The organism is Billgrantia campisalis, assembly GCF_022341425.1.
GTDB lineage: Bacteria > Pseudomonadota > Gammaproteobacteria > Pseudomonadales > Halomonadaceae > Halomonas > Halomonas campisalis.
Window position 1 is genome coordinate 260,387 of sequence record NZ_JABFUC010000003.1, and the last position, 20,134, is coordinate 280,520.

Sequence of the window (20,134 nt, forward strand, 5' to 3'; positions counted from 1 at the left end):
GTCAGCGCCGCTCCCAACGCCCGGCATCGAGGCGTTCCAGCAGGCGCTCGATACCGCGCTCGACCCCATGGGAAAGCGCCAGGCCCAGTCGCTCCCCCATGGCCCGCCGCGGCTCGAGCGCCACGCTCACCACCCTCGCCTCCTCCATCCGTGAGACGAGATAGGCCTCGCTGGTGCCCAGGGCATCGATCAGCCCTTTCCCGAGCGCATCGCGTCCGTACCAGATCTCGCCCGTGGCAATCGCCTCGATATCCAGATTGGGGCGGCGCTCGGCGACATGGGCCTTGAACAGCTCATGGGTGTTTTCCAGATCCGCCCTGAACTTCTCCCGCCCCTCGTCGGTATTCTCGCCGAAGATCGTCAGGGTGCGCTTGTACTCGCCGGCGGTCAGCAGCTCCACGTCGATATCATGGCGCTTCAGCAGGCGGTGCACGTTGGGTAGCTGGGCCACCACGCCGATCGAGCCCAGCACCGCGAAGGGGGCGGCCCTCACCTCATCGGCTGCGCAGGCCATCATGTAGCCGCCGCTGGCGGCCACCTTGTCGACGCAGACCGTGGTTCTGAGGCCGGCCTCCTTCAGGCGGTCAAGCTGGGCGGCGGCCAGGCCGTAGGCGTGCACCAGGCCTCCCGCCGACTCCAGCCGAACCACGACCTCGTCGCCCTCCTCGGCGGCCGCGGTCACGGCGGAAATCTCCTCGGCCAGACGCCCGGCCCCGCTGGCCTTGAGATCGCCACGAAATGCCAGCACCCAGACCGTCTGTCGCGGCATCCCCTTCTGCTTGTCTCCACCGCGGCACCCCCGAGCCTTGTCATTGCGTCGAAACGCCTTGAGCAGGCGTTTGCGGGCACTGGGCTCGGTCGCCGCCAGGGCCAGCCGCCGCCGCCGATACTCGCGGCTCTGATTGAGCTCCTCCAGGCGCAGCCGCATCCGCTCGCCACCCTCGCCGCGTACCCGGGCGATCACGGCCACCACCAGGCCCACCGCCAGGCCCACCGCCAGCACCAGGATCATCAGCTGGACCACGAACATCCCGATATCCAACAGCCAATCGTTCACCTCGATTCCCTCGCTTCCCTGATGATGCCATCATCCTGCCGACGGCAGTCGGCCGACACAATGGCCTTGATTGAAACAATCGTTTGAAATATTCTCGACCGAGTTCGGGCCCTGCCCTGCCGCGACCCGCATACCCAGCCCCTTTCACAGAGGAAAGCCGCAGATGTCCAGCACCACCCTTGAAAAGCTGCATGACCGATTCGATCCTCAGGCCGCCCAAGGCTTGGACGATGTCTTCCAGTTCCATTTCAGCGATGCCGGCAGCCACTATCTGGTGGTCAAGGATGGCAGCCTGATGATCGAAGACGGCGAGCATGATGACCCCAGCGTCACCCTGAGCCTGAGCACCGATACCTTGAAAGGGGTGATGAACGGCCAGATCAACGGCATGACCGCCTTCATGACCGGTAAGCTCAAGGCAACCGGCAACGTGATGCTGGCCACCAAGCTGACCAGCCTGTTCCCGGCCCGCTGAACGCCCGGGACGCGTCACATCGCCGCGGGCCGCCCTACGGGCGGCCCCGCCGAGACGGCTTACTGCCCCCCGCCCACCTCGGCGAGATGTGTTTCGATCAGCGCCCGTGAGATCGAATAGAGCGGGGGAAGCTGAGGGAGCTGGCGCGGGCTGAACCAGGCGGCGTCGGCGATCTCCACCCCGTCGATGCGAATTCGCCGACTGGCGGCTTCGGCAAAGAAGCCCAGCATCAACGAGTGCGGGAAGGGCCAGGGTTGGCTGCGATAGTAGCGCACTCGCCCCACCGTCAGCCCCACCTCTTCGAATATCTCGCGCCGCACCGCGTCCTCGGCCGACTCGCCCGGCTCGATGAAGCCCGCCAGCGTCGAGTAGCGCCCCGGCGGGAAGCGCGGGCTTCTGGCCAGCAGCAGGGATTCCCCGTGGGTCACCAGCGTGATGATGCAGGGTGAAATGCGGGGATAGTTGCGGTGCCCGCAGTGCTGGCAGCGCATGGCAAACTCGGCATCCAGGGGCGAGGCCGGGGCCCCGCAGCGGCCACAGAAGCGGTGATCGTGCAGCCAGGCCGCCACCTGCAGCGCCGTGGAGAGCAGCGGGAACCAGGATTCCGCCAGCTGTGACAGCCAGCACCTGCCATCCGGCCAAGCCTCCTCGGGCTCGGCTTCCAGCGCCAGGGCCACCGGGGTATCGTTCCAGTAGCACAGCGGCTGAAGCTGCTTGCCCCAGCGCTGCTCGGGCTGAAGCGGAGAGCCATCCGGCCCCGGCGCAATGCGTCCCTGGGCGACGCGAATCACCCGACCCACGCAGTCCGCAGGCGGCAGTTCACGGCGCAGCATCATACCCCGGCCTTGTCCTGACTCGGCGACGCTGCCAGTTCGTCCCAGCAGCAGTTGCCCGCCGCCTGGCGGATCTGCTCCAGCTTGGCGCGATGGGCGGCCCACTCCTCCTCGGCGGGCTGCGGGACACGCAGACTGCCGGGGGAGAGCGACAGCCGGCGAATCGCCAGCCCGCCGGTGTGGGCTTCATTGCCCCCGCGGTGCTCGGCATCCAGCGTCAGGGCGGTCTGCCCGCCGGTCATGGCCAGGTAGACCTCGGCAAGAATCTCGGCGTCAAGCAGGGCGCCGTGAAGCACCCGGCGGCCGTTGTCGATCTCGTAGCGCTTGCACAGTGCGTCGAGGTTGTTGCGCTGCCCCGGGTGCCGGTCACGGGCCAGCTTCAGGGTATCCAGAATGCGGCAGTGCTCGGCCACCGGCCCCAGTCGCGGCTCGCGGCGTTCGGCCCGCAGCAGTTCGAACTCGTGGTCGATGAAGCCGACGTCGAAGGCGGCATTGTGAATGACCAGCTCGGCGCCGCGAATGTATTCCCAGAACGCATCGGCAATCTCGGCGAAACGCGGCTCGTCGGCCACCCGCTCATTGGTGATGCCGTGCACCCCGACCGCTTCGGCCTCGATCTCCCGCTCGGGGTTGATGTACTGATGGTAGTTGTTGCCGGTGAGGCGGCGGTTGACCAGCTCCACCGCGCCAATCTCGATCAGGCGATGGCCCTCTTTCGGGTCGATGCCGGTGGTCTCGGTATCCAGGACAATCTGGCGCATTGGCTCGCTCGTGAATCGGGTGGTTCGGGATGTGGAGGGGGAGCCGCCGACTACTCGACGGTAGACCGGGCGACGCCACGCTGCGCATCGATGGCTTCATTGGCCAGGGCGTCGGCACGCTCGTTGCCCGGATGTCCGCTATGCCCCTTGACCCAGTGCCAATGAATCCGGTGGCGTTCGGTCTCGGCCAGCAGCTCACGCCACAGCTCGGCATTCTTGACCGGCTGGCGGGCAGCGGTCTTCCAGCCCCGCTTGATCCAACCGTGAATCCACTCCGTGATCCCCTTGCGCAGATACTCGGAGTCGGTCCACAGTTCGACCTCGCACTCGCGCTTCAGCTCACGCAGCGCCATGATCGCCGCCATCAGCTCCATGCGATTGTTGGTGGTCTTGGGCTCGAAGCCGTTCAGGATCTTCTCGTGGCGACCGCTGATGAGCACGGCACCCCAGCCGCCCGGCCCGGGATTGCCGCGACAGGCGCCATCGGTATAGACGGTGACCCGCGGTAGCGGGTCACTTTGGCGGGATTCATTCAACCTCTGTGGTCCTTTCGCTTTGTCGCCCGACGCGGGTGGCATGGCCCAGGGCAGTGCCGCCGAGCGCACCGCCCAGGCGCAGGCGCGGCTTCTGTGTTTGCACCCGCTGCGAGCGGCGTCGGGCACAGATGATGTAGCTGTCGCCCAGCGGGACATTGTGTCGACGTCCCAAGGTTTCCAGCGTGGCATTGCGCGGCAGGCTGCCGGGCAGGTGGAATCCGCAATAGTCTACCCGCTCGATCTGGAAGTCGACAAACGCCAGCCAGTCCCGCAGACGCCCCGGGGTCCGCCACTGGCCACGCCAGGGCAGCCGCCGGCGACGCCCCGGCAAGGCGCGAGACAGGGCAGCCGCCCCCAGCGGCGCCCAGCCGAAGATGATCAGACGTCCATCTGGCGCGGTGACGCGAGCGGCCTCATGCAGCAGACGATGGGGGTTCGGCAGGATCTCCAGCAGATGATGCAGAACCACGAGGTGGAGGCTCTCGTCGGGCAGCGGTAGCGCATCGTGGGGGCACACCAGGGTGGCAGGGTCCTCGGCCAGCTCTGCGGTCGGCGCCCAGCGCATGCCGTGGCGTATCGGGCACATGTCGATCAGCGTGGGCGCCATGCCGAGTTCCAGGCTGTGTCCACCGTGCAGCTGCTCACAGACGGGACCGAGGCAGGCACGCTCGCTGCGCCAGTGTGCACTGCCGTCGTCCGTCGCCCAGTAGCGGCGTCCCTCGCGAAACAGGCGTGCCAGTGCAATGGCATCGTGCGCGTTTGACATTGTCTGCCAGACCCTCCAAGATTCCCGGTTTTGCAGGCCAATAGCGTCATGTTGGCAGCACCCAGCCGCCTGGCCAACAGCTCCTCGAGCCCGCCTCTTGGGTTCGCTTGGGCTCGCAGCCGGGCGATGGCCTGGAACGAGTGCCCTGCTCCTGCGGCGCCATGCCGCTTATCCGGTTGACGACGCGACGAGGACATACTGCCCATGCTGAGCGTGACACCGATTCCCGCTTTTGGCGACAACTATATCTGGCTACTCCGTCAGGATGCGGACACCGCGGTCTGTGTCGTGGACCCCGGTGACGCGGACCCGGTCATTCAGACGCTGGAGCGCGAGAACCTCACCCTGGGCAGCGTACTCATCACTCATCATCACCAGGATCATGTGGGGGGCCTGCCGGAACTGATACGCCGCTACTCCCCCCGCGTCATCGGCCCGCACAATCCCAAGATTGCAGGTATCGACGAGCGAGTCGGCGAAGGCGACACCTGCCGGGTCATGGGCCGCCGCTTCGAGGTGATGGAAGTCCCCGGCCACACCCTGGACCACATTGCCTTCTTCACGGCCGGCATCCCGCCGCTGCTGTTCTGCGGCGACACCCTCTTCTCCGGCGGCTGCGGCCGGCTGTTCGAGGGCACTCCGGAACAGATGTACCACTCGCTGCAGCGTCTCGCCGAGCTGCCCGATGACACCCTGGTATTCGCCGCACACGAATACACCCTGGCCAACCTGCGCTTCGCCAGCGCCGCCGATCCTCACAACCCCGACGTGGCGACGGCCTTGGCCAACACCGAGCGCGCCCGGGAACTCGATCGCCCTACCCTGCCCAGCCACCTGGGGCGTGAACGGCGTATCAACCCCTTCCTGCGCTGTGCCGCCCCCGAGGTGCGCAGCGCCGCGGCGGCCCACGGCGACACCGACAGCGACCAGGCCACCTTCGCGACCCTGCGAGCCTGGAAAAACCACTTCTGATCCACTATCCCGGACGCCGCGGTGAGGCATCGGGTTCCCCGATCCCGCCCAGCGGCCAGGAGGAGAAGGCATGACCTATCGAACGGCAAGGGGCCGGGCTATCGGCCTGGCCAGCAGCATCGCCCTGATCGGCGCCCTGGTAATAGCGGGTTCCGCCAGCCAGGCCGCCACACCGACAACCGCCCTTCCTATACAGGAGCACCACTTCTGGGATGCCCTGGAGCTCAAGCCCAGCCCCGGCGATACCTGGGCCCGGCTGCGTGACAACCTGGCGTGGCAGGAGAGGGCTCACGACGAACGGGTTCAACGCTGGATCGAGCACTACCGCGCCAATCCCCACAACGTGGTGGAGATCACCGAGCGCGCCCGGCCCTGGATGGCCTGGATCATCGCGCAGGTAGAAGCCCGCGGCCTGCCCGGCGAGATCGCCCTGATTCCGTTCGTCGAGAGCTCTTTCGATCCCAAGGCGCGCAGCCATCGCGGCGCCGCGGGCCTCTGGCAGTTCATGCCCGGCACCGGCGATGCCCTGGGCCTGCGTCGCCAGCGCGGCTATGACGGTCGGCTGGACGTGGTGGCCGCTACCCGTGCGGCCCTGGACTATATCGAGCTTCAGGCCGAGCAGTGGTATGAGGGGGACCTGGAGCTCTCGCTGGCCGCCTACAACGCGGGAGCGGGAACCGTGAACCGGGCGCGCCATGCCGCAGGCTCGCGGGGTGAGCCCACCGACTACTGGCACCTCCGGCTGCCGAACGAAACCATGCAGTACGTCCCCAAGCTCCACGCCATCGCGGCGATCATTGCCGAGCCGGAAGCCCATGGCGTCGAGCTACCCGACATCGAGGATACCCCGGCCTTCGCCAAGATACCGGTGGACCGGCCCCTCGACCTGGGCCAGCTGGCCAGCCAGGCCGGGGTCAGTCGTAGCGAGCTTGCGGCACTGAATCCCGCCCTGTCCAACGGCAGCGCCCATCCTTCGACTTCCGAAGTCGTCCTGGTACCGGCCGAGTACGAAGAGGTGGTTCTGGCGCGGCTGAATACGCCAACCACAGAACCGTCGCCGGGAGGCGCCGAGCAGCACCTGGTACAGCGTGGCGACAGCCTCTCGTCCATCGCCTCTCGCTACGGCATCAGCGTGGCCGAACTCAGGCAGCACAACGGCCTCAACGGCGACGTCATCCAGGAAGGAGAGACGCTCGAGGTACCTCGCCGCAGCTTGGCGTCACGGTAAGCGCCTGATAGAGGAGTAGTGGTTTACAAGTCACGGCCGGCCTGACACCTTATGGCGGTTGTCATGCCCGGGAGACCGGGCCGGGACCCCTCAAGGAAGGCATCGATGACCCAAGCACTACGTCGCCAGCTATTCGGCATCGTCGTCGCCGTGGCTGGCGGCCTCGGCTCGCTGCAGGCCGCCGCGACCGCCGAAGTGCCGACGGTCCACGGCCTCGCACTCTATGACGAGCCGGCGTTGGCCGAGGACTTTTCCCATTTTCCCCACGTTGAGCCCGACGCCCCCCGGGGCGGCAGCATCACCCGGGCGGCCGTGGGTAGCAGCTTCGATTCCACCAACCCCTTCATCATTCGCGGCACCCCCGCCATCGGCCTCGGACAGATCTACGACACCCTGGTCGAGGGCAACCCCGACGAGCCGTTCAGCGTCTACGGTCTGCTGGCCGAAGGAATACGCCTGGATCCCGAGCGCTACTGGATCGAGTTCGACCTGCGTCCCGAGGCGCACTTCCACGACGGCGAGCCGCTCGGCGCCGAGGACGTGGTCTTCAGCTTCGAGCTGCTGCGCGATGAAGGCAACCCCTTCTATCGTGCCTATTATGCCGATGTGGAGGGCGTCGAAGCCCTGGACGCGCACACCGTGCGCTTCACCTTCCGCAGCAATCACTCCCGCGAGCTGCCGCTGATCGTCGGCCAGCTGCCGGTCCTGCCCAAGCACTACTGGGAGGAGCGCGACTTCAGCGCTCCGACCCTGGCACGCCACCCCGGTTCGGGGCCCTATCGCATCGGCGAGGTGGACCCCGGGAGGCGGATCGTCTTTGAGCGCGACCCGGCGTACTGGGGAAAGGACCTGCCGGTGAATCGCGGGCGTCACAATATCGACCGCCTGATCTACGACTACTACCGCGACCGCGACATCGCCTGGGAAGCCTTCAAGGCCGGGGTCATGGACTACCGCACCGATGCCCGGGCCGCCACCTGGGCCATCGGCTACGACTTCCCGGCCTATCGTGATGGGCTGGTCAAGCGCATCACCGTGCCAGATGGTCAGCCGGCCACCATGCAGGCATTCGTCTTCAACCTGCGCCACGACACCTTCGAGGACCCGCGCGTTCGCGAAGCGCTGAGCCTGACGTTCGACTTCCCCTGGCTCAATGCCAATATCTTCTACGACGCCTATCGGCGCACCGAAAGCTTCTTCCAGAATTCGGAGATGGCCGCCCGGGGGCTGCCGAGCGAAGCCGAACTGGCACTGCTCGAGCCCCATCGCGACGCCCTGCCTGAGCGAGTGTTCGAAGAGCCAACGCCCATCGAACATCCGCGCGAGCTGCGCGAACGCCTGCGACTGGCTTTCGAACTGCTCCAGGAGGCGGGCTATGCGGTCGAGGGGGGCCGGCTGGTGCACAGCGAGACCGGGGAGCCGCTGAGCCTGGAGGTGCTGCTCTTCGACAGCGGCCTCGAGCGTGTGGTCCAGCCGATGCTGCGCAACATGTCGCGCCTGGGCATCCAGGGCAGTCTGCGCATCGTCGACATCAACCAATACCTCAACCGGCTGCGCAGCTTCGATTTCGACATCGTCACCGGGCAGTTTCCGCAATCCAATAATCCGGGCAACGAGCAGCGCGAGTTCTGGACCAGCGACTTCGCCGAGAGCCCGCAGAGCCGTAACCTGATGGGGCTCGCCGACCCGGTGGTGGACGACCTGGTCGAGCGCATGATTCGCGCCGACAGTCGCGAAGAGCTCAACACCATCGCACGCGCCCTGGACCGGGTGCTGCTGTGGAATTTCGTGATGATTCCCCACTATCACTCCGGCGAGACCCGCATCGCGGTCTGGGACAAGTTCGGCTATCCCGAACCCTTCCCGACCTATGGGCTCGACCTCTCCGCCTGGTGGGTCGACGTCGAACGCGAAGCCGAGATCAACCGTCGGCTGCGCCGTCGCTGAGGCCATAAGGAAAGTGCCATCGTGAGCCGCTATATCCTGCGCCGTCTGCTGCTGATGATACCGACCCTGATCGGCATCATGCTGCTCAACTTCATCATCGTCCAGGCCGCCCCCGGCGGCCCCATCGACCAGATGCTGGCCCGCTTCGAGGGCGTCGACAGCATGGCCAGCACGCGACTCGACGCCGGCGGCGGCGATGTGGTGGTACGTGACGAATCGCGCGGCGCCCGCGGGGTCGACCCGCGCTTCATCGAGCAGCTCGAGGCGCAGTTCGGATTCGACCAGCCCGCCCATGTGCGCTTTCTCGGCATGATGCGCGACTACGCCACCTTCGATTTCGGCAACAGTTTCTTCCGCGACCGGCCGGTCATCGAGCTGATGATCGAACGGCTGCCGGTATCGATCTCGCTCGGCCTATGGACCACCCTGCTGGTCTATCTGATCTCGATCCCGCTGGGTATCCGCAAGGCACTGCGCCATGGCTCACGCTTCGATGTCTGGACATCCGGGCTGGTGATCGTTGGCTACGCCATCCCCGGCTTTCTGTTCGCCATCCTGCTGATCGTGCTGTTTGCCGGGGGCAGCTACTGGGATTTCTTTCCCTTACGTGGGCTCACATCCCCCGACTTTCATGAGCTCTCGGCCTGGGGCAAGGTGAAGGACTACTTCTGGCACATCACCCTGCCGGTGGTGGCCATGACCATCGGCAGCTTCGCCACTCTGACCATGCTGACCAAGAACAGCTTTCTCGACGAGATTCACAAGCAGTACGTGCTCACCGCCCGAGCCAAGGGGGCCAGCGACCGCGGCGTGCTCTACGGCCATGTGTTTCGCAACGCCATGCTGATCATCATCGCCGGCCTGCCCGGCGCCCTGGTGACCATCTTCTTCACCGGGTCGCTGCTGATCGAGGTGATCTTCTCGCTGGAGGGGCTTGGCCTGCTCGGCTTCGAGGCGGTGATGCAACGCGACTACCCGGTGATCTTCGGCACCCTTTTCCTCTATACGCTGATCGGGCTGATCCTCAAGTTGATCTCCGACCTGACCTATGTGTGGGTGGACCCGCGCATCGACTTCGAGACAAGGGAGTCCTGAGCCGATGACCCCTCATTCCACGACCTTGACGGATCGTCTCTCCCCCATCACCCGGCGCCGGCTGGCCGTCTTTCGCGGCAACCGGCGTGCCTGGGTGTCGCTGTGGCTGTTCCTCGCCCTGTTCGCGGTGAGCCTGGTTGCCGAGCTCATCGCCAACGACAAGCCGCTGATCATGCACTATGACGGCGAGTGGTACGTACCGCTGCTGGTGGACTACCCGGAGACCGAGTTTGGCGGTTTCCTGCCGACCCGCACCGACTATCACGACCCCTTCATCCAGGCGCAGATCGCCGAGCACGGCTGGGCCCTGTGGCCGCCAATTCCCTTCTCCTACCAGACCCTGGACATGCAGATGATGCGTCCCTCCCCGGCAGCGCCCGATGGCCGGCACTGGCTGGGCACCGACGACCAGGGGCGCGACGTCCTGGCGCGGGTCATCTACGGCTTTCGCCTCTCGGTGGCCTTCGCCCTGGTGCTGACCGCCGGCTCGCTGGTGATGGGCGTGGTGATCGGGGGGATCCAGGGCTATTTCGGCGGCAAGACCGACCTGATCGGCCAGCGCCTGACCGAGATCTGGTCGGGACTGCCGGTGCTCTTCCTGCTGATCATCCTGGCAAGCTTCGTGCAGCCCGGCTTTTGGTGGCTGCTCGGCATCATGCTGCTGTTCTCCTGGCTGGGGCTGGTCGATGTGGTGCGCGCGGAATTCCTGCGCGCCCGCAACCTCGAGTATGTGCGGGCCGCCAAGGCGATGGGGCTGCCGTCACACCTGATCATGTGGCGCCATGTGCTGCCCAATGCCATGGTGGCGACGCTGACCTTCATCCCCTTCCTGTTCACCGGGGCCATCACCACCCTCACCGCCCTGGATTTCCTCGGCTTCGGCCTGCCACCGGGCTCGCCCTCCCTGGGCGAGCTGGTCGCCCAGGGCAAGAACAACCTGCACGCCCCCTGGCTCGGCATTACCGCCTTCGTCAGCCTGTCGCTGATGCTGTCGCTGCTGGTGTTCATCGGCGAGGGGCTGCGCGATGCCTTCGACCCGCGCCATATTCAGCTGAGTGCGCCTGCCACCCCGTTGCCGAGGACCCAGACCGATGCGTGACAGAACCCCTCCTGCCCTGCTGCGTCTGGAGAATTTCAGCGTGGCCTTCGATCGGTCGACCGTGGTGGAGCGCCTCAGCCTCGAAGTGCACCGCGGTGAAACCCTGGCACTGGTCGGCGAATCCGGGTCGGGCAAATCGGTGAGCGCTCTGGGGGCCATGAACCTGCTGCCCGACAACGCACGCATCGAGGGGCAGCGCTGGCTGGGTGACACGGACCTCAACCGGCTGCGGCGCCGCGACTGGCAGGCCCTGCGCGGGGGGCGAGTCGGCTTCATCTTCCAGGAGCCGATGACCTCGCTCAATCCGCTGCACACCGTAGCCAAGCAGATCGGCGAGACTCTGCGCCTGCATCAGGGGCTGTCGGGCCGAGGGGCACGCGAAAGAACCCGGGAGCTGCTCGCCCAGGTCAAGCTGCCGCGTCCCGATGAGCTGCTCGGCGCCTGGCCCCACCAGCTCTCCGGGGGACAGCGTCAGCGGGTGATGATCGCCATGGCCATCGCCAACGAACCGGAGCTGCTGATCGCCGACGAGCCGACCACCGCGCTCGATGTCACCGTGCAGCAGGAGATCCTCGCCCTGCTCGACGAGCTGCGCCAGCGATACGGCATGGGCATGCTGTTCATTACCCACGACCTCAATCTGGTGCGCCGTCACGCCGACCGCGTCTGCGTGCTGTATGGGGGGCGCGAACAGGAAGCCGGTGGGGTCGCCGAGGTGTTCCGATCGCCGCGCAGCGCCTATACCCGGACCCTCATCGAGGCCGAGCCCGCGGGCCAGCCCGCGCCGGTGGCATCGTCTCAGCCGCTGCTGCAGGCCAACGACGTATCGGTCAGCTTCCCGCGGCCGAAGCGCCTCTTTGCCAAACGACCGCCGGCCTTCGAGGCGGTCAAACCGCTGACGCTGACCCTCGCCCCGGGAGAAACCCTGGGGATCGTCGGCGAGTCGGGCTCCGGCAAGACCACCCTGGCCCTGGCGCTGATGCGACTCACCGAGAGTCGCGGGGAGATACGCTTCGGCGATGTGCGCCTCGACCGGCTGAGCGGCGGCGAGCTGCGCCGCCAGCGTCACCGCTTCCAGGTGGTCTTCCAGGATCCCTTCGGCTCGCTGTCACCGCGACTGCCGGTATCGGAGATCATCAGCGAAGGGCTGCGCTACCACTCCCCCTCCCTGAGTGACGCCGAGGTATCGTGGCGTGTGCAAGCGACCCTCAAGGAGGTCGGCTTGCCGGCCGACTGCGCATCCCGCTATCCCCATGAGTTCTCGGGCGGCCAACGTCAGCGCATCGCCGTGGCCCGGGCGATCATCCTCGAGCCGGAGCTGGTGGTACTCGACGAGCCCACCTCGGCGCTGGATCGCACCGTGCAGAAGCAGCTGGTCGAGCTGCTGCGCGACCTGCAGTCACGGCGCGGACTCAGCTATCTCTTCATCAGCCATGACCTGGCCGTGGTGAGGGCCATGGCCCACCGCGTGATGGTCCTGAAGGATGGCGAAGTGGTGGAGAGTGGCGATTGTCGCACAGTGCTGGAGCGCCCTACTAACGACTACACGCGAGCCTTGGTGAGCGCCGCAGGGCTTTCCCCCGCGGCCTGAAGATCTGGTTTAGCACCAAGGCCGTTTTAGAGTGTTCGAGCAAGGAAGATAACGGTATAATCCCCCGGCGCTGATTTAGAACAGCGCCACTTCCCTCGCATCGAGCTCGCGCCACTCGCCGCTAGCCAGGTCGCCCAACAACAGCGGGCCGATCGACTCCCGATGCAGTGCGATGACCCGATTGCCGAGCGCGGCGAACATGCGCTTGACTTGGTGATACTTGCCCTCATAGAGGGTCAGTTCAGCCTCCGTGGGCGAGCGCATGATCAGGTCCGCCGGGCGCGTGGGTTTCGCTTCGCCGTCGAGCAGCACGCCATCGGCGAAGTGGGCGACCGCCGCCGCCAACGCTTCCCCTTCCAGGGGCTCGGCCAGAGTCACGCGGTACACCTTGCCACAGCGCTTGCGAGGCGAGGTGACCCGGTGGGACCACTGGCCGTCGTCGGTGAGCAGCACCAGGCCGGAGGTATCGACATCGAGCCGCCCCACCGTCTGCAAACGCTCCACCCGCGGCAGCTCGATGAGGTCCCTGGCCAGCGGGTAGAGCCCGCGGCGCGCGCTGCACTCCACTCCCGCCGGTTTATGGAGCATGACATAGCGCAGTCCCACCAGCGCCAGCGGTTCACCCCTCCAGGTCACTTGGCTCCTCTCGTCTACCTGGGTGGCCGCCTGCCTGACGGTCTCCCCGTCGACGCACACCTCGCCGCGCTGCAGCGCCTTCTTGGCCAGGCTGCGGGTCAGCTCGGTGGTCTCGGCCAGGAAACGGTCGAGTCGCATCAGAAGCCCACCCCGTCGGCAACGCTGAAGTGGTCGGCGTCGCGCCAGGCGGGGAACTTCTCGCGGAAAGCGTCGAGTGCGTCCCGGGACAGGGTGCCGGTCTGGACGAACGGCCGGTCGGCGGGCTCGTCGATCAGCGTCTCGCCCTTGAAATCCACCAGCATCGAGTCGCCGGCATAGGCCATGCCGTTGGCATCCTCGCCGACGCGATTGACGCCGATCACCGGGCAGAGGTTCTCGATCGCCCGCGCCTGCAGCAGGATACGCCAGGGGTGGCGGCGCGGTGCCGGCCAGTTGGCCACACACAGCAGGGCATCGTATTCGAAGTGCTCGCCGGGGCCCGGTTGCTGGCGCAGCCACACCGGAAAGCGCAGGTCATAGCAGACGCTGAGCAGGATGCGAAAGCCATGGAGGGTGACGATCACGCGCTCATGCCCCATAGAGTAACGCTCGTGCTCACCGGCCATGCGGAACAGGTGGCGCTTGTCGTAGTGCACCAGGCTGCCGTCGGGGCGTGCCCAGATCAGGCGATTGAAGTAGTTGCCCTCCTCATACACCGCCACGCTGCCGGTCACCACGCAGCCGCGCCGACGCGCCTGCTCCTGTAGCCACGCCACGCTGCGGCTCTCGGCCATGGGTTCGGCCATCTCGCGAGAATTCATCGTGAAGCCGGTGGCAAACATCTCCGGCAGCACGATCAGGTCGGTATCCGCCTGGCCCAGTTCGCCGAGCGTCTCTTCCAGCATCCGGCAGTTGGCTTCCGGGTCTTCCCAGCGCAGGTCGCACTGCACCAGAGTCGTACGCAGCTCGCTCATTTCGGGGTCCCTTACGGTGATGTCGGCCATGGCGTTCAGCCTAACGCAGCGCGCCACTTTCGTCAGCCCGCCGACAAGCGACACGCCGGATGGCGTCCAGTCCAATAGGCTGCTAAGTTATTGGCTTTTGCACGAGTGTCCCATGCCGACCCAATCCCTTCCGGATCGCGAAACCGCCCACGGCGTGACATACGGCCTGGCGGCCTACGTCATGTGGGGCTGCTTCCCGCTGTTCTTCGCCCTCTTCGAGGGGGTTCCCGCCTTCGAGATCTTGATCCACCGCGTGCTCTGGTCCTGCCTGTTCCTGATCGGCGTGGTCTCGCTGCTGCGTCGCTGGGGGCCGGTTCGCCTGGCACTGGCCGAACCGCAGCGGCTATGGCGGGTGCTGGGCTGCGCGGTGCTGATCGCCGTCAACTGGGGGGTCTATATCTATGCGGTGGAAACCCGCCAGGTGTTCCAGGCCAGCCTCGGCTACTTCCTGACCCCGCTGGTCAACGTGGCGCTAGGCCTGCTGGTGCTGCGCGAACGCATGGCCGGCCTACAGCGAATTGCGGTACTGATAGCGGCGCTGGCCATCGCCATCCAGCTGGTGCTGCTGGGCAAGGTGCCCTGGATCGGCCTGATCCTGGCGCTGAGCTTCGGCACCTACGGCCTGCTGCGCAAGCAGGTGCCGCTGGACGGTCTCTCGGGGCTGTTCGTGGAGACCCTGCTGCTGCTGCCCCTGGCGCTAATGGCCCTGACCTGGCTGTCGATGGCCGAGCTATCGAATTTCTTCTCGGCCCCGAACGCCAGCCTGCTGCTGATGGCCAGCGGCGTCGTCACCGCCCTGCCGCTGCTGGCCTTCGCCGGCGCCGCCCGGCGCCTGCGGCTGGCCACCCTGGGCTTTCTGATGTACCTCAACCCGACCATCCAGTTCTTCATCGCTTTGCTGGTGTTTCGCGAGCCGCTGGTGCCCGTCCAGTTGGCCTCCTTCATGATGATCTGGGCGAGTCTGGCACTCTACTCCTGGTCGGCCTGGCAGTCTCGGGCGAGCGCCGTGCCGGCTGGCAAGCCTCGCTGACCCCCCGAGCGCTGTTCGCAACCTGCCTTTTTTGGGCCAGCGGTCGCCGCCGACGCTTGTCGAGAGCCTGGCGCTGCCGTGAGCCCGGACGCGGGCCGGCCTGGAAGGGCTGGACCGGCGCTTTCTGCGTCAGTATCGCGACTGACCGGGTCAGGCCGCCTCGGGCTGCTCGGGCTGGTAGCCGACCCGGAAACCGCCCCAGTGCTTGCCCGCCACGAAGACCGGCACCGAGAGGTCGTGCATGATCTCGCCGGTATCCCGCTTGTAGGTCTGCAGCAGCAGCGGTTCCTGATGGGTCGCGCAGCGCTGGCCGGTGGGATCCTCGTAGATCCGCTTGCTGCGGCAGAATTTCAGGTCGTGCTCATAGTCGCCCTTCGGCGGCTGGCTGACCTTGCGGTTGTGGGTCGGCACATAGCCCCGGCGATCGATGCCAATGGCGTAGGCCAGCCCCAGCTCGTCGAGCATCGGCTCCTGAATGTCGGGGAAGTGCTGATCGGTGAAGCTGTCGTACTCGGTTCGGTAGAGCACGGGGTTGGTGCCGGCAATGGGTGTATAGCGCGGCTCGAACAGGCTGCGCTCATCCAGCTCGCCGCGCTTGAGGGCTCCTTCGAGCAGCTTGCCGACCCGCTCCGCCGCCTGTCGGGCCGCCTCCAGCGCCTGCTGGTGGCGCCCTTCCAGGCGCTGCTGGGCCAGGGCACCGTCCACGGCTTCCGCCGCCTCCATCAGCGAGCGCGCCTGGCAGGCCAGCCCGTGCATATCGCGGTTGCCCTCCTCGGTCTCCGTCTCCAGGGTCGTCAGGGTGCCGGCGACCCGCTGGGTATGGCGGTTGGTGTCATCCATGGCCTCGGCAATGGAGCGGATCTCGCTCTCGACCTGATCGAAATCGCCGGTAATCGAGGAGAGCTGCTCTCCCACACCGTGCATCTCCTTGGCCCGCTCCCCCACCCGCTGCATCAGGTGGCCGATGGTGTCCACCACGCGATGGCTGCTCTCACCGATGTCGCCAACCAGCGCCTCCACGTTGCGTGTCGCATCTGCGGTGCGTCCGGCCAGCTGGCGTACCTCGCCGGCAACCACGGCGAACCCTCGGCCATGCTCGCCGGCGCGCGCCGCCTCGATGGAGGCATTCAGCGACAGCAGATTGGTCTGTTCGGCGATCTCCTCGATCAGCGAGGTCACATGGCGCACGCTGTCGGCCTTCTCGCTGAGCGCGTTGAGCAGCCCCAGCGCCTCCTCGGAACGCTCCGCCAGGGCCTGCATCTCCTCGATCACCTGGTCCAGCGACTCACGGCTGACATGACTTGCGTCACGAGACCGACTCGCCAGGGTCGCCACATTGGAGGCGCTGGCGGCGACCTGCTCGATGGCCGAGGTGATCGCGGCCATGCTCGACGAGGCTTCACGTACCACCGCCTCCTGACGGTCCAGACGCTGGTCCATCTGATCGGCGTGGTGGGATACCTCGGCCGAGGCAATGGCGGCATTGCTGGCCCGGTCGATCAAGCCATGGGCCATGCGACGCAGCGACAGGTAGTCCCGGGTTGGCGCCATCCAGGCGCTCACCCGCGCCTCTTCCAGCTCATTGGCGCTGGCCCGGAACACCCCGACCACCCCCGACAGCGCCAGCAGCGCGCCGGCCAGCACACCGCAGATCAGGGCCGCGGCGGCCAAGCGCGCCTCCCCGACCAGACTCAGCAAGAAAAGGCCAGCAGCGAGCAGAATCAAGCCTGCCAGCCACATCAGCATCCGCATGGCGACATCCCTCTTTGTTATTGATGTGCCAAGCAGCTTACCGCCTTGTCATCGAGGGCTGTCTTGTACTTTGGCCTGACAGACCAAAGCCCGACTCAAGTGACTGCCGTCTCTGCCGATAACAGGTGCTCGCCTCCGTCCCAACGGACCGCCGCCGCCCGGGTGGGCGGCGGCGAAGTGACAGCATGGCGGCGGGTGTCAGGCTTGGCTGGCGGCCAGCGCCTGATCCAGGTCGGCGATGATGTCGTCGACATGCTCGATGCCGATGGAGAGGCGCACCATGTCGGCGGTGACCCCGGCCGCCTTGAGCTCTTCGTCATTGAGCTGACGATGGGTGGTGGAGGCGGGGATCGACGAGCAGGTCTTGGCGTCGCCGATATTGACCAGGCGCAGGATCAGTCCCAGCGCGTCGTAGAAGCGGGCACCGGCTTCGCGCCCGCCCTGGATGCCGAAGCTAAGGATGCCCGAAGCCCGACCGCCCATGTATTCCTGGGCCAGGCCGTGGTCCTTGTGGTCCGGCAGGCCGGCATACTGGACCCAGGTGACCAGCGGATGGTCCTGGAGATAACGGGCGACCGTCAGGGCGTTGTCGCAGACACGCTCGATGCGCAGCGACAAGGTTTCCAGCCCCTGCAGCAGGTTCCAGGCCGCCTGGGCCGAGAGCGCCGCCCCCATGTTGCGCAGCGGCACCACCCGGGCACGGCCGATAAAGGCGGCTTCGCCCAGGTCCCGGGTATAGCAGACCCCGTGATAGGAGACATCCGGCTCGTTGAGTAGCGGGAAGCGCTCGGCGTGCTCGGCCCAGGGGAACTTGCCGGAATCGACGATCACCCCGCCTACGGTGGTGCCGTGCCCGCCGATATACTTGGTGGCGGAGTGCACCACGATATCGGCGCCGTGCTCGATGGGTCGCCACAGGAAAGGCGTCGGCACGGTGTTGTCGACGATCACCGGCACCCCGTGGCGGTGCGCCACTTCGGCGAGTCTCGCCAAGTCCACCACGCTGCCGGAGGGGTTGCCCACGCTCTCACAGAAGACCGCCTTGGTGCGCGCATCGATCAGCGACTCGATGCCGGCGAGATCGTCCTTATCGGCAAAGCGCACCTCAATGCCCTGGCGCGGCAGCGTATGGGCGAACAGGTTGTAGGTGCCACCGTAGAGCTCGCTGATCGAGACGATGTTGTCGCCGACTTCGGCAATAGTCTGGATCGCATAGGTGATGGCCGCCATGCCCGAGGCCACCGCCAGGCCGGCGATCCCCCCCTCCAGCGCCGCCAGACGCTGCTCGAGCACCGCGCAGGTGGGGTTCATGATCCGCGAATAGATGTTGCCCTCGACCTTGAGGTCGAAGAGGTCGGCACCGTGCTGGGCACTGTCGAAAGCGAAGGACGTGGTCTGATGGATGGGCACGGCCACGGCGTTCTGATTGTCGGGCTGGTAGCCGTGGTGCAGGGCGAGGGTCTCGAGCTTCATGGCGTGTCCTTGCTGGTGTGTCTGGAATGTCATCCGATGCTACCCAACACTCACCCCGGGCACCAATATCGTTTAGTCTCGATGGAAAACCGCTATCGCCCGCTCTCCCCTGACCCAACGGCGAAACCGCATGCTCAAGCGTTACCTGCCCATTCTCACCTGGCTGCCCCACTACAACCGCCGGCTGTGCGGCGCCGATCTGCTGGCCGGGGTGATCGTCACCGTGATGGTCATCCCCCAGTCGCTGGCCTACGCCATCCTCGCCGGCCTGCCGGCGGTGGTCGGCCTCTATGCCAGCATCCTGCCGCTGCTTGCCTATACCCTGCTGGGAACCAGCAGCACGCTGGCCGTGGGGCCGGTGGCGATCATTGCGCTGATGACCGGCGCCGCGCTGGCGGGGGTGGCCACCCCCGGCACACCGGAGTATCTCCAGGCGGCCCTGGTTCTGTCGCTGCTCTCCGGCGGGATGTTGACCCTCATGGGTCTGCTGCGCCTGGGTTTTTTCACCAACTTTTTGAGCCATCCGGTGATCGCCGGCTTCCTCTCCGCCTCGGGCATCCTGATCGCCGCCAGCCAGGCCGCCCATCTGCTCGGGGTGGAGGCCAGCGGCTATACGGTGGCCAGCCTCAGCCTAAGCCTGGCCGGCAACATCGGCGAGACCCACTGGCCGACACTTGCCATTGGAGGCGGGACCCTGGTCTTTCTGGTCTGGGTGCGCCGGCGGGGCAAGGCGGCACTGCTGCGGCTTGGGCTTCCCACCGCACTGGCCGCGCTGCTGGCAAGGGCCGGGCCGGTGCTCGCCGTGGTGGTCACCACCCTGCTTGCCTGGTGGCTGGCGCTGGACCAGCGGGGCGTGGCGGTGATCGGCGACATCCCCGGCGGGCTGCCGCCCTTCACCCTGCCTGGCTACGACACTTCGCTATGGCGGGCCCTGCTGGTCCCGGCGCTATTGATCAGCATGGTAGGGTTTGTCGAGTCGGTCTCCATGGGCCAGATGCTGGCCGCCAAGCGCCGCCAGCGCATCTCGCCCAATCAGGAACTGGTCGCCCTGGGGGGCTCCAACATCGCCGCGGCCTTCTCGGCCGGCATGCCGGTCACCGGCGGCCTGTCACGCACGGTCATCAACTTCGACGCCGGCGCCCAGACGCCGATGGCGGGGCTCTTCGCCGCCCTCGGCATCGCCGCCGTCACCCTGGCCCTGACACCGCTGCTCTACCATCTGCCGATCGCCACCCTGGCCGCCACGATCAGCGTCGCGGTGCTGACCCTGGTCGATATTCCCATGATTCGCCAAACCTGGCGCTACTCCCGCAGCGACTTTTCGGCGATGGCGGTGACCATCGTCCTAACCTTGGTCGAGGGCGTCGAGGCCGGCATCATCGCCGGGGTGCTGCTCTCCATCGGGCTCTTTTTGTATCGCACCAGCCGCCCCCACAGCGCCCTGGTCGGCCGGATACCCGGCACAGAGCACTTCCGCAACGTCGAGCGCCACGACACCGAAAGCGCCAGCCACGTGGCGCTGCTGCGCATCGACGAGAGCCTCTACTTCGCCAACGCCCGCTACCTGGAGGACACCGTCTATGCCCTAGTGGCCAGCCGACCGGCGCTCGAACACGTGGTGCTGATCTGCTCGGCGGTGAACCTGATCGATGCCTCGGCACTGGAGAGCCTCGACGCCATCAACGCCCGGCTCAAGGACTCTGGCGTCACCCTCCATCTGGCCGAGGTCAAGGGGCCGGTGATGGACCGGCTCAAGCGCAGCGACTTCCTCGATGACATGACCGGTCGGGTGTTTCTCAGCACCTACGCCGCCTGGCACGAGCTGTCACGTGACGCCACATGACGCTATAGTGGCCGGCACATGCCTTGCCATGACGGCCACCTTCAGGGAGCGAGGGGG

At 66.5% G+C, this 20,134-nt stretch carries 18 protein-coding genes; 9 read left to right on the forward strand and 9 right to left on the reverse strand.

Annotated elements, in window-relative coordinates; translation table 11 throughout:
• Window position 1: 1 nt before the first annotated feature.
• Window positions 2-1,057, reverse strand: a complete 1,056-nt coding sequence (sohB, locus tag HOP52_RS05145) for a protease SohB (RefSeq protein ID WP_238976229.1) — start codon at window positions 1,055-1,057, stop codon at window positions 2-4.
• Window positions 1,058-1,220: 163 nt separating this feature from the next.
• Between sohB and HOP52_RS05150 the strand changes: the two genes are divergently transcribed.
• Window positions 1,221-1,532 carry an SCP2 sterol-binding domain-containing protein gene (locus HOP52_RS05150; RefSeq protein WP_238976231.1) on the forward strand — a complete coding sequence of 104 codons (312 nt, stop codon included), beginning with the start codon at window positions 1,221-1,223 and terminating at the stop codon, window positions 1,530-1,532.
• A gap of 59 nt (window positions 1,533-1,591) precedes the next feature.
• On the opposite strand, the gene nudC is transcribed toward HOP52_RS05150, so the two are convergent.
• From nudC to HOP52_RS05170, 4 genes are read right to left on the reverse strand one after another with little or no spacing between them, the layout of a single operon-like run.
• Window positions 1,592-2,365 (reverse strand): NAD(+) diphosphatase, encoded by a 774-nt coding sequence (gene nudC / locus HOP52_RS05155; RefSeq protein WP_238976380.1) that lies wholly within the window; start codon window positions 2,363-2,365, stop codon window positions 1,592-1,594.
• Window positions 2,365-3,126: a DNA polymerase III subunit epsilon gene (gene dnaQ, locus HOP52_RS05160; protein WP_238976233.1), complete on the reverse strand. Its 762-nt coding sequence runs from the start codon at window positions 3,124-3,126 to the stop codon at window positions 2,365-2,367. The genes nudC and dnaQ overlap by 1 nt, the downstream gene beginning before the upstream one ends.
• A gap of 50 nt (window positions 3,127-3,176) precedes the next feature.
• On the reverse strand, window positions 3,177-3,662 hold the full coding sequence (gene rnhA, locus HOP52_RS05165; RefSeq protein WP_238976234.1) for a ribonuclease HI: 486 nt from the start codon (window positions 3,660-3,662) through the stop codon (window positions 3,177-3,179).
• Entirely contained in the window at window positions 3,655-4,428 is a 774-nt protein-coding gene (locus tag HOP52_RS05170) for a methyltransferase domain-containing protein (protein WP_238976235.1), read from the reverse strand. The genes rnhA and HOP52_RS05170 overlap by 8 nt, the downstream gene beginning before the upstream one ends.
• A gap of 204 nt (window positions 4,429-4,632) precedes the next feature.
• Between HOP52_RS05170 and gloB the strand changes: the two genes are divergently transcribed.
• From gloB to HOP52_RS05200, 6 genes are all read left to right on the forward strand, one after another.
• Window positions 4,633-5,400, forward strand: a complete 768-nt coding sequence (gene gloB, locus HOP52_RS05175; protein WP_238976237.1) for a hydroxyacylglutathione hydrolase — start codon at window positions 4,633-4,635, stop codon at window positions 5,398-5,400.
• Window positions 5,401-5,470: 70 nt separating this feature from the next.
• Window positions 5,471-6,628, forward strand: coding sequence for a transglycosylase SLT domain-containing protein (locus HOP52_RS05180; RefSeq protein ID WP_238976239.1), 1,158 nt, complete (start codon window positions 5,471-5,473; stop codon window positions 6,626-6,628).
• Window positions 6,629-6,733: 105 nt separating this feature from the next.
• Entirely contained in the window at window positions 6,734-8,575 is a 1,842-nt protein-coding gene (locus tag HOP52_RS05185; RefSeq protein WP_238976241.1) for an extracellular solute-binding protein, read from the forward strand.
• A 21-nt stretch (window positions 8,576-8,596) separates the two neighbouring features.
• A complete protein-coding gene (locus HOP52_RS05190; protein WP_238976243.1) occupies window positions 8,597-9,670 on the forward strand; it encodes a microcin C ABC transporter permease YejB in 1,074 nt (357 codons plus the stop codon).
• A 4-nt stretch (window positions 9,671-9,674) separates the two neighbouring features.
• Window positions 9,675-10,769 carry an ABC transporter permease gene (locus tag HOP52_RS05195; protein WP_238976244.1) on the forward strand — a complete coding sequence of 365 codons (1,095 nt, stop codon included), beginning with the start codon at window positions 9,675-9,677 and terminating at the stop codon, window positions 10,767-10,769.
• Complete coding sequence (locus HOP52_RS05200) at window positions 10,762-12,360, forward strand: ABC transporter ATP-binding protein (RefSeq protein ID WP_238976245.1); 1,599 nt, start codon at window positions 10,762-10,764, stop codon at window positions 12,358-12,360. Before HOP52_RS05195 ends, HOP52_RS05200 begins: the two co-directional genes overlap by 8 nt.
• A gap of 75 nt (window positions 12,361-12,435) precedes the next feature.
• Here HOP52_RS05200 and HOP52_RS05205 read toward each other — a convergent pair whose 3' ends face one another.
• Both HOP52_RS05205 and HOP52_RS05210 read right to left on the reverse strand, forming a co-directional pair.
• Window positions 12,436-13,134: a pseudouridine synthase gene (locus HOP52_RS05205; protein ID WP_238976247.1), complete on the reverse strand. Its 699-nt coding sequence runs from the start codon at window positions 13,132-13,134 to the stop codon at window positions 12,436-12,438.
• Window positions 13,134-13,949: an amidohydrolase gene (locus HOP52_RS05210; RefSeq protein WP_238976249.1), complete on the reverse strand. Its 816-nt coding sequence runs from the start codon at window positions 13,947-13,949 to the stop codon at window positions 13,134-13,136. The genes HOP52_RS05205 and HOP52_RS05210 overlap by 1 nt, the downstream gene beginning before the upstream one ends.
• A 142-nt stretch (window positions 13,950-14,091) precedes the next feature.
• Here HOP52_RS05210 and rarD point away from each other — a divergent pair, with 142 nt between their 5' ends.
• Window positions 14,092-15,009 carry an EamA family transporter RarD gene (gene rarD, locus HOP52_RS05215; protein WP_238976250.1) on the forward strand — a complete coding sequence of 306 codons (918 nt, stop codon included), beginning with the start codon at window positions 14,092-14,094 and terminating at the stop codon, window positions 15,007-15,009.
• Window positions 15,010-15,159: 150 nt separating this feature from the next.
• Here rarD and HOP52_RS05220 read toward each other — a convergent pair whose 3' ends face one another.
• On the reverse strand, window positions 15,160-16,761 hold the full coding sequence (locus HOP52_RS05220) for a methyl-accepting chemotaxis protein (protein WP_238976251.1): 1,602 nt from the start codon (window positions 16,759-16,761) through the stop codon (window positions 15,160-15,162).
• Between the two features lie 198 nt (window positions 16,762-16,959).
• Window positions 16,960-18,234, reverse strand: coding sequence for an O-acetylhomoserine aminocarboxypropyltransferase/cysteine synthase family protein (locus HOP52_RS05225; RefSeq protein WP_238976252.1), 1,275 nt, complete (start codon window positions 18,232-18,234; stop codon window positions 16,960-16,962).
• 130 nt (window positions 18,235-18,364) lie between these two features.
• Between HOP52_RS05225 and HOP52_RS05230 the strand changes: the two genes are divergently transcribed.
• Window positions 18,365-20,077, forward strand: coding sequence for a SulP family inorganic anion transporter (locus tag HOP52_RS05230; RefSeq protein WP_238976254.1), 1,713 nt, complete (start codon window positions 18,365-18,367; stop codon window positions 20,075-20,077).
• The last annotated feature ends 57 nt before the right edge of the window (window positions 20,078-20,134 follow it).

What these genes read in the sequence shown, in the direction of transcription:
- HOP52_RS05150 (WP_238976231.1), top strand. Translation starts at nt 1,221, where the DNA reads ATGTCCAGCACCACCCTTGAAAAGCTGCATGACCGATTCGATCCTCAG.
- nudC (WP_238976380.1), bottom strand. Translation starts at nt 2,365, where the DNA reads ATGCTGCGCCGTGAACTGCCGCCTGCGGACTGCGTGGGTCGGGTGATT.
- dnaQ (WP_238976233.1), bottom strand. Translation starts at nt 3,126, where the DNA reads ATGCGCCAGATTGTCCTGGATACCGAGACCACCGGCATCGACCCGAAA.
- HOP52_RS05170 (WP_238976235.1), bottom strand. Translation starts at nt 4,428, where the DNA reads ATGTCAAACGCGCACGATGCCATTGCACTGGCACGCCTGTTTCGCGAG.
- gloB (WP_238976237.1), top strand. Translation starts at nt 4,633, where the DNA reads ATGCTGAGCGTGACACCGATTCCCGCTTTTGGCGACAACTATATCTGG.
- HOP52_RS05180 (WP_238976239.1), top strand. Translation starts at nt 5,471, where the DNA reads ATGACCTATCGAACGGCAAGGGGCCGGGCTATCGGCCTGGCCAGCAGC.
- HOP52_RS05185 (WP_238976241.1), top strand. Translation starts at nt 6,734, where the DNA reads ATGACCCAAGCACTACGTCGCCAGCTATTCGGCATCGTCGTCGCCGTG.
- HOP52_RS05195 (WP_238976244.1), top strand. Translation starts at nt 9,675, where the DNA reads ATGACCCCTCATTCCACGACCTTGACGGATCGTCTCTCCCCCATCACC.
- HOP52_RS05200 (WP_238976245.1), top strand. Translation starts at nt 10,762, where the DNA reads ATGCGTGACAGAACCCCTCCTGCCCTGCTGCGTCTGGAGAATTTCAGC.
- HOP52_RS05205 (WP_238976247.1), bottom strand. Translation starts at nt 13,134, where the DNA reads ATGCGACTCGACCGTTTCCTGGCCGAGACCACCGAGCTGACCCGCAGC.
- HOP52_RS05210 (WP_238976249.1), bottom strand. Translation starts at nt 13,949, where the DNA reads ATGAGCGAGCTGCGTACGACTCTGGTGCAGTGCGACCTGCGCTGGGAA.
- rarD (WP_238976250.1), top strand. Translation starts at nt 14,092, where the DNA reads ATGCCGACCCAATCCCTTCCGGATCGCGAAACCGCCCACGGCGTGACA.
- HOP52_RS05220 (WP_238976251.1), bottom strand. Translation starts at nt 16,761, where the DNA reads ATGCGGATGCTGATGTGGCTGGCAGGCTTGATTCTGCTCGCTGCTGGC.
- HOP52_RS05225 (WP_238976252.1), bottom strand. Translation starts at nt 18,234, where the DNA reads ATGAAGCTCGAGACCCTCGCCCTGCACCACGGCTACCAGCCCGACAAT.
- HOP52_RS05230 (WP_238976254.1), top strand. Translation starts at nt 18,365, where the DNA reads ATGCTCAAGCGTTACCTGCCCATTCTCACCTGGCTGCCCCACTACAAC.